General features: G+C 58.1%; 5 protein-coding genes and 3 pseudogenes. 3 read left to right on the top strand and 5 right to left on the bottom strand.

What is annotated here, in order from left to right; translation table 11 throughout:
- Positions 1 to 70: 70 nt before the first annotated feature.
- The gene (locus tag BSG20_RS22155) at positions 71 to 304 is read right to left on the bottom strand and encodes a DUF6429 family protein (protein WP_018327668.1); all 234 of its coding nucleotides are present in this window, start codon (positions 302 to 304) and stop codon (positions 71 to 73) included.
- Between the two features lie 308 nt (positions 305 to 612).
- Here BSG20_RS22155 and BSG20_RS22150 point away from each other — a divergent pair, with 308 nt between their 5' ends.
- Positions 613 to 1254, top strand: a complete 642-nt coding sequence (locus BSG20_RS22150; RefSeq protein ID WP_420884123.1) for a hypothetical protein — start codon at positions 613 to 615, stop codon at positions 1252 to 1254.
- Positions 1255 to 1332: 78 nt separating this feature from the next.
- Here the strand turns inward: BSG20_RS22150 and BSG20_RS22145 are convergent, their stop codons facing one another.
- Positions 1333 to 1665, bottom strand: a complete 333-nt coding sequence (locus BSG20_RS22145) for a hypothetical protein (RefSeq protein WP_072378188.1) — start codon at positions 1663 to 1665, stop codon at positions 1333 to 1335.
- 65 nt (positions 1666 to 1730) lie between these two features.
- The gene (locus BSG20_RS22140; protein ID WP_093041334.1) at positions 1731 to 2807 is read right to left on the bottom strand and encodes a L,D-transpeptidase family protein; all 1077 of its coding nucleotides are present in this window, start codon (positions 2805 to 2807) and stop codon (positions 1731 to 1733) included.
- 462 nt (positions 2808 to 3269) lie between these two features.
- On the opposite strand from BSG20_RS22140, the pseudogene BSG20_RS22130 reads away from it, so the two are divergent.
- Positions 3270 to 3464 (top strand): annotated as a pseudogene (locus BSG20_RS22130) (cold-shock protein); the annotation flags it as partial.
- Between the two features lie 231 nt (positions 3465 to 3695).
- On the opposite strand, the gene BSG20_RS22120 reads toward BSG20_RS22130, so the two are convergent.
- Positions 3696 to 4151: a DUF411 domain-containing protein gene (locus BSG20_RS22120; protein WP_072378196.1), complete on the bottom strand. Its 456-nt coding sequence runs from the start codon at positions 4149 to 4151 to the stop codon at positions 3696 to 3698.
- Positions 4152 to 4438: 287 nt separating this feature from the next.
- Positions 4439 to 5573 (bottom strand): annotated as a pseudogene (locus BSG20_RS22110) (efflux RND transporter permease subunit); the annotation flags it as partial.
- Here BSG20_RS22110 and BSG20_RS22105 point away from each other — a divergent pair.
- A pseudogene (locus tag BSG20_RS22105) lies at positions 5568 to 6689 on the top strand (heavy metal translocating P-type ATPase); the annotation flags it as partial. The pseudogenes BSG20_RS22110 and BSG20_RS22105 overlap by 6 nt on opposite strands.
- Positions 6690 to 6728 lie beyond the last annotated feature (39 nt).

The raw sequence follows: 6728 nt of genomic DNA, 5'->3' as shown, positions 1-6728 counted from the left end.
ATCGCCGATCTTCCCGTCTCCCGCCTGCACGAACTGCTGCCTTGGGAGTGGAAAGCACAAAAGGGAACCGCTATTGCGGCGGCCGCGTAAACAGTTTCCGGAACAACGCTTCCGAACGCTCCAAGCCTTCATCGGTCAGGATCAATGACTTCGACTTGTTGACTGGGTCGCCGATCATGCCCTTCTTGTGAAGCCGATCCGTCGTTGCCCAGTCGAAACCCTTCCAGGCGCAACGCTCGTTATGCAGCGTCAGCCATAACAGCGCCAAAACTGCATCGTCGATTTTGTCCTCATCGATCTCCATGAACCGACATTACCACGCGCGAAAATCAAAATCCCGCGGACTTGCTCGGATGCATACACGGAATGACCCGATATGGGTGGCGCAAACACCAGGAGCGGCAAGGCGGCCGCACGTAAGTTTTCGCTGGAAATGCTTTAGCGGCCAGCTCTATTTGTGGTACTCTGCAACCAATATTCGCAACTGATGAGGCTCTGCATCGGGCCCCCAACGCTTGATCCGGGCCAGATCGGACGGAAGGCATACGGCGTGGCCGTCCAATCATCCAGCTTCGTGTGTGTGCTCATCGAAGTTCGTGAATGGAGGTGCTCATGAGCGGTCGCCTATTGTTTGTAACCTTGCTCGCCCTCGCAGCAGCGGTTTGTCCGACGCTAGGGGAGACCAGGCCGGGTTCTGCGTCCGGCGGCGGTGTAGCCGCTCCGACAGCCTCTGCGACGGCACCACGGAATGTAGTCACGGCAGCGCGAAATCAACAAAAGGTAGGGCGATTCTTCATTGAGTTCCGCTCCCGCTATGCCCTCAGCTACGGCCACACCTACGTAATTTTTGGGCGTATGGGCAAGACGGGCAACGTGATTGATCGCGAAGTGGCCGGTCTGCACCCGGCGTCGAATAGTGCTTTACCCTACATCCTGGGCCATTATATTCCGGTGCCAGCCGAGACCGGGGAGAGCGACGGAGACCTGGATGACAAGTACAGATCGGCTAGCTGGCGCGTTACGCTGAACGAACAGGAATACAGGGAAGTTGTTGCGTACATACGCAAGCTGCAGGCCAGTACCCATTTCTGGCAGGCGACAGTAAGTAACTGCAATGCCTTCGTGGGGAAAATCGCTCGCTCCATGGGATATAAGACGCCCGGCATCTGGCTTCGCCCGCAGCAGTACGTTGTCAAGCTACGAGAAATGAACGGGGGGCCGAATGCGGTCGGCTACACCGGGCCCCCAGGTTAGATTTTGCGGCCGCAGAGCGGCGCAGATGACATGCCGAGCACATGGCGATAATCGGCGTGCGCGGTGTTCTCGTTTACCTCAGAAATCCATTGGCGGCGCATAAAAGCAACGAACCGTATCCTCGTTGGGAAATAAGCAGAGGTGATAGGCACCGTCCGGCGATTCTTTCACTTGCGATTGTGGAACTGAAAACATGTGACTGCGCGTTGCTAACCGATGGTCGCCAGGAAGAAGCGTCACTTCGTATCCGCCTTGGTTAGGGTGAACCATTTTAGAGGAAATCCTTTGGCAATCGCCGTTCTCACCGTCACCGTTGGAGCAGAAGGGCTCATAAGTGAAGCCCGATGGCGCCTGATGGGCATGGGCCGCTGTAGCCAGCACGATCACGATCCCCGCAAGTAACATTCGCATGGCATCCTCGCTTTCAGATGTGACGCTTGCGAAACGTGGCGCAACCCCCGCCCCGACAAACTTCGTTATTCCTTTCCGTCGAACGGATCAGCCAACGCCGAAGCCGGACGACTGATCGGATACTTGATGACAGAGACCTTCTCCGCGAGCTGAACATCGCCGTTTTCCTTGAGCAGCGCGCGAAAGCTCGGATGCATTCCGCCATCCTGATAGGCCAGCGGCGTGAAATCTTTGGCAGCCAGCTCCTGGTATTTCTTTTCGTCAGCAGATGATTTGGCTACGACCGCAGGATCGGATTGGTCGATGCGCTCCGGACATGCGGCGAGCGGATCGTCAGGATCGCCGTCCCTGAATTCGGCGTCGAAGACGTACTTCCTGCCGCAGGCGGCAACCCTGGGCTCGCGTCGCCGAACCTGAAAAATATCGTAGCCTTCCTTGAGGTCCTTCCAGAAGGCAAAGTTCGGGTCATCACGATGCGCGGCAAGGTTCTGGGGTGTCATGTGAAATGGATAGGCTTGCACCTGGAACGCGCCCTGCCCGCCTCTCAGCGCCTTCTCGACGACAGCGTAGATTTCACCGACGCCCTGGTCAGTCAAAGCAAAGCATCCCGAGGATGAACACGCGCCATGCACCATCAGGGCTTCGCCGCTGTAGCCCAGGGCGGCTTCCAAACGGTTCGGATAGCCGAGATTGAATGAAAGATAGAATTGCGATTTGGGGTTCAGAGCACCTATGGAAACGCGGTAGAAGCCCTCGGGTGCCTGTCGGTCGCCGGTCTTCGTTTTCGGACCCAATTTGCCGGACCAGCGACACATCGGATAAGTCTTAAGCAACGCGTATTTGCCGCTGCTGTCGGCTTTCCAGACCTCCAATTCGCTTTCCATTTTGAAGATGCGGATGAGAACCGGACTTTCCGGTTTCATCCCTTTGGCCTGCATGCTGGCCAGCAGCTTCGGCGGGATATCGTGAGAAGCCACGCCGAGATCGTCGAGCGACTGTACGCAGCCGCTCAGGACGACGGCGACCATAGCCAGCGCCACCCAACGAAGCGATTGCCAGCCCCGGGCTATTTGATGCAAGATATTAGACAATGACGATAAACCACTATCATGGTTTGCAAATATAGACATGCGCAAAGTCATGCCCTTCCCTTTGGTCTGGACTTTCTAGTGAAGAAAACTCAGACGGAAGCGATGGGCGGACGTTGCTCGACAGGCTCCCGAATGCCTGTGATCACGACGGAAGCGGTAGTTCCAAATAGTGTACCGGCGGGTCGGGTACGAAGAGGTTCAGCGGCCTGCGCCACGATGCCATCCTGCTGACAGTGCGATCCCGAAAGAGATCGGCCGTCACCGCGATGGTGTCCCCCGGAAGTCGAAGGGGCGCTAATGGAAACCTGACCGGCATGATCATGAACCGGCGCTGCGATGCAGGGCGCGGCAAGCGACCCCAGCAGCACTATCGTCGCGACAAAGACGTTGATCAGTAGGCGCATTGGCTCATTTTGCTTACGGGAACCCCGTGTTTCAGCGCGTGCATCATGATGAAATTCGTCCGTTCGGTCAACGAGCAAGCCCTCCGGCGGCGTTTTTGTCCACTCAGCAGTAAAGTGGTTCAATCAGGACAAAGGCTTCGGCTTCATTCAGCCAGATGATTGATCGACCGACGCGTTCGTCCATATCTCGGCTGTTCAGCGCTCGGGCCTCTCCGGACTGCTGGATGGCCAGAACGTCAGCTACGACATTGTTCAAGATCGGCAAACAGGGAAATCATCTGCTGAGAATCTGAATGCCCTTTAGGGCTCAAGATGCGATGTCGGCTGCTTCGCTATTGCAGCCGACATTTTCTCCAGGTCGAGACGTCTGGGGCCCGTTCCAATATTACCCTCGTCCGGGGGCATCGCCTTCGCCCGAAACGAGGTGTGCGATCCCGTGTGCTTCAACAAGCCAACCGCAAGGTCAGGCGCATCGCTTTGGCTGTCGCTGTCGCTTTCCTTGCAGTCATCACGCTTCATGCCCTCCTGACTTAGCCTAAGTCGGCCGAACCCTCAGAATCACACTCGGCTTTCCACCCTCCTTGGGAATGCTGTAGACGTCATACGACGCTTGCGGATCGTTGCCCATCCCAAGCGATCCTGCTGGCATCCCCGGCACCGCCAAGCCCGCAATATCCGGCCGCTTGCTCATGACTGTTTCAACAGCCTCCAATGGAACGTGTCCCTCGAAGAAATAAGGGCCGGAAACAGCGGTATGGCAGCCCTGCATTTCCTCAGGAATCTTGTATTTCGCCTTGATGGCAGCCAGGTCGTCATAATGTTTCACCGTGACATTGAAGCCCGCGCTGGTCATCGCGTTTGCCCAGGCCTCGCAACAGCCGCAGCTCGGGTCCTTGTATACGATCATGCTTTCACCGGCTGCCCGCGCTGCTCCGATCAACGAAATCGATCCAACGGCCGCGACGGAACAAAGGAACTGCCTTCTTTTCATTTTGATTGTCCTTTCAGATGACATCCGGAGACGGAAGCAGAGCTATGGCGACCATCATCCTGGGCTTCTCTTGCCATAGTGGCATTGTCGGAGCTGGGCTGCGGGCAGTCAAAGCACGTTTCGGAGATAGACCGCCCACAGCCCGGACATTCACATCAGCGGAAGAACACGTATTTTACGAGTGCCGCGATCACCTGAACGATGACTGCGGCCCCAATAAGCACCGCAAGGCCCATTCCCAACATCATGCCGCTGCCCATCATGTCGTTCATCATGGCATTCTCCTTTCATTCGGCCGCTTCGCTCAGAGCATCCGAGCCAGGCTTAACGTCGGCCAATGAAACATCTGCCCTGGAAGGCAACGGCCAGCCCTTTACCAACCCGTAGATCGCCGGGATCACCACCAGGGTGAGAAGCGTCGAGGAGATCATTCCGCCGATCATCGGCACCGCGATGCGCTGCATGATTTCCGATCCGGTCCCAGTGCTCCAGGATTGGCACAAGCCCCGCCATAATGGCGACGACCGTCATCATCTTCGGCCGGACGCGTTCGACCGCTCCGACCATGATTGACTGATGAAGGTCCGCTCTCGTGAAGTCCCGCCCATCTGCCTCGCAGATGGAGCGTCGCTCCTTTAAGGCCTGGTCGAGGTAAATCAGCATGATCACGCCCGTCTCCGCCGCGACCCCCGCAAGCGCGATGAATCCCACCGCCACGGCCACGGAGGCATTGAAACCGAGCCACCACATCAGCCAGATGCCGCCGACCAGTGCGAATGGCAAGGACAGCATGACGATCGTCGTCTCCGTCAGCGCCTTGAAGTTCAGGTAGAGCAGCAGGAAGATCAGCGCCAAGGTTAGCGGAACGACGATCATCAACCGGGCCTTCGCACGTTCGAGATACTCGAACTGGCCGCTCCAGGCGACGGAATAGCCTTCAGGCATCTTCACGCTCTTGGCGACCGCCTCCTGCGCTTCGGCCACGTAGCCACCCAAGTCGCGATTGGCGATATCAACGAAGATGTAGACAGCAAGCTGCCCATTCTCTGTCCGGATCGTTGTCGCACCGCGCGTGAGCTTGACGTCGGCTATCTCTCCAAGAGGCACTGACCCGCCGCCCGGCAGCGAAACCTGCACGTCCCTGGCTATGGATTGAGGATCACTTCGGTAGGCCCGTGGGTATCGGATGGCGACCCCGTAGCGCTCGCGCCGCTCGACGGTCGAGGTCACGACCTCAGCGCCGAGCGCCATACTGATGACGTCCTGAACATCGTTGACCGTCAAGCCGTAGCGGCCGAGAGCTGCCCGGTTCGGAACGATGTCGAGATAATAGCCACCGATGACCCGCTCAGCGAAGGCGCTTGAGGTGCCGGGGATAGTCTTGAGCACGCTTTCGATTTGGCGAGCGACCTTTTCGCTCTGACCTTCGCGCTTGTGAACGCCGTCGCCGTTCTGATCATCGCATGCCCGTGCGCCATGGGTCTGGCCACGCCGACGTCGATCATGGTCGGTACCGGTCGCGCCGCCGAACTCGGTATCCTCTTCAGGAAGGGCGAAGCTCTCCAGAGCCTTCGTGAGGCCGATGTCGTGGCATTGGACAAGACAGGCACCTTGACGAAGGGACGCCCGGAATTGATCGACCTGATTGTGCGGGACGGCTACACGGTGCATGAAGTCCTTGGTCTGATTGCGAGCGTCGAAGCCTTGTCTGAGCATCCAATTGCCGAAGCGATTGTCGCGGCTGCCAAGGAAAGAGCGATTAGTCTCCAGCCGGTGACTGAGTTCCAGGCGACTCCTGGATTCGGCATCGAGGGAACTGTCGATGGTCGAGAGGTCCTGGTCGGCGCTGATCGCGCCTTGCAGAAGGTGGGCATCGATCTGCTGGAAGTCATCGAGCAGGCTGCCGCCTTGGGTGATGAAGGTAAGTCCCCGCTCTATGCGGCCATCGACGGTCGGCTGGCTGCTATCATCGCGGTGTCCGACCCTGTCAAGGAAACCACACCGGCCGCAATCAAGGCGCTGCATGCGCTGGGTTTAAAGGTCGCGATGATTACCGGCGACAACAGACGGACCGCCGATGCCATTGCTCGTCAACTCGGAATCGATGAGGTCGTCGCCGAGGTCCTGCCTGAAGGAAAGGTGGACGCGGTAAAGCGTCTGCGGTCCGGAGAGCGGAAGGTCGCATTCATTGGCGATGGCATCAACGATGCTCCTGCCCTTACCGAGGCAGACGTCGGCCTGGCCGTCGGTACCGGCACCGATATCGCAATCGAGAGTGCGGACGTCGTGTTGATGTCGGGGGACCTCAACGGAGTGCCCAAGGCCATCGCACTCAGCAAGGCGACCATCAAGAACATTAAACAAAACCTGTTCTGGGCCTTCGCCTACAACGTCAGCCTGGTGCCCGTGGCAGCCGGTGTCCTGTATCCGATTAACGGCACCCTGCTCTCGCCGGTCTTTGCGGCCGGTGCAATGGCAATGTCGAGTGTCTTCGTGCTTGGGAACGCGCTTCGTTTGCGTCGTTACCAAGCCAACTGATAACGGAGCTGCATCGCGGGTTCCCGGTGCAGCTCCCCC

The organism is Rhizobium tibeticum (genome assembly GCF_900110205.1).
GTDB lineage: Bacteria > Pseudomonadota > Alphaproteobacteria > Rhizobiales > Rhizobiaceae > Rhizobium > Rhizobium tibeticum.
The sequence above is the reverse complement of the archived record's forward strand: the minus strand, read 5'-3'. Positions and strand labels throughout refer to the sequence as shown.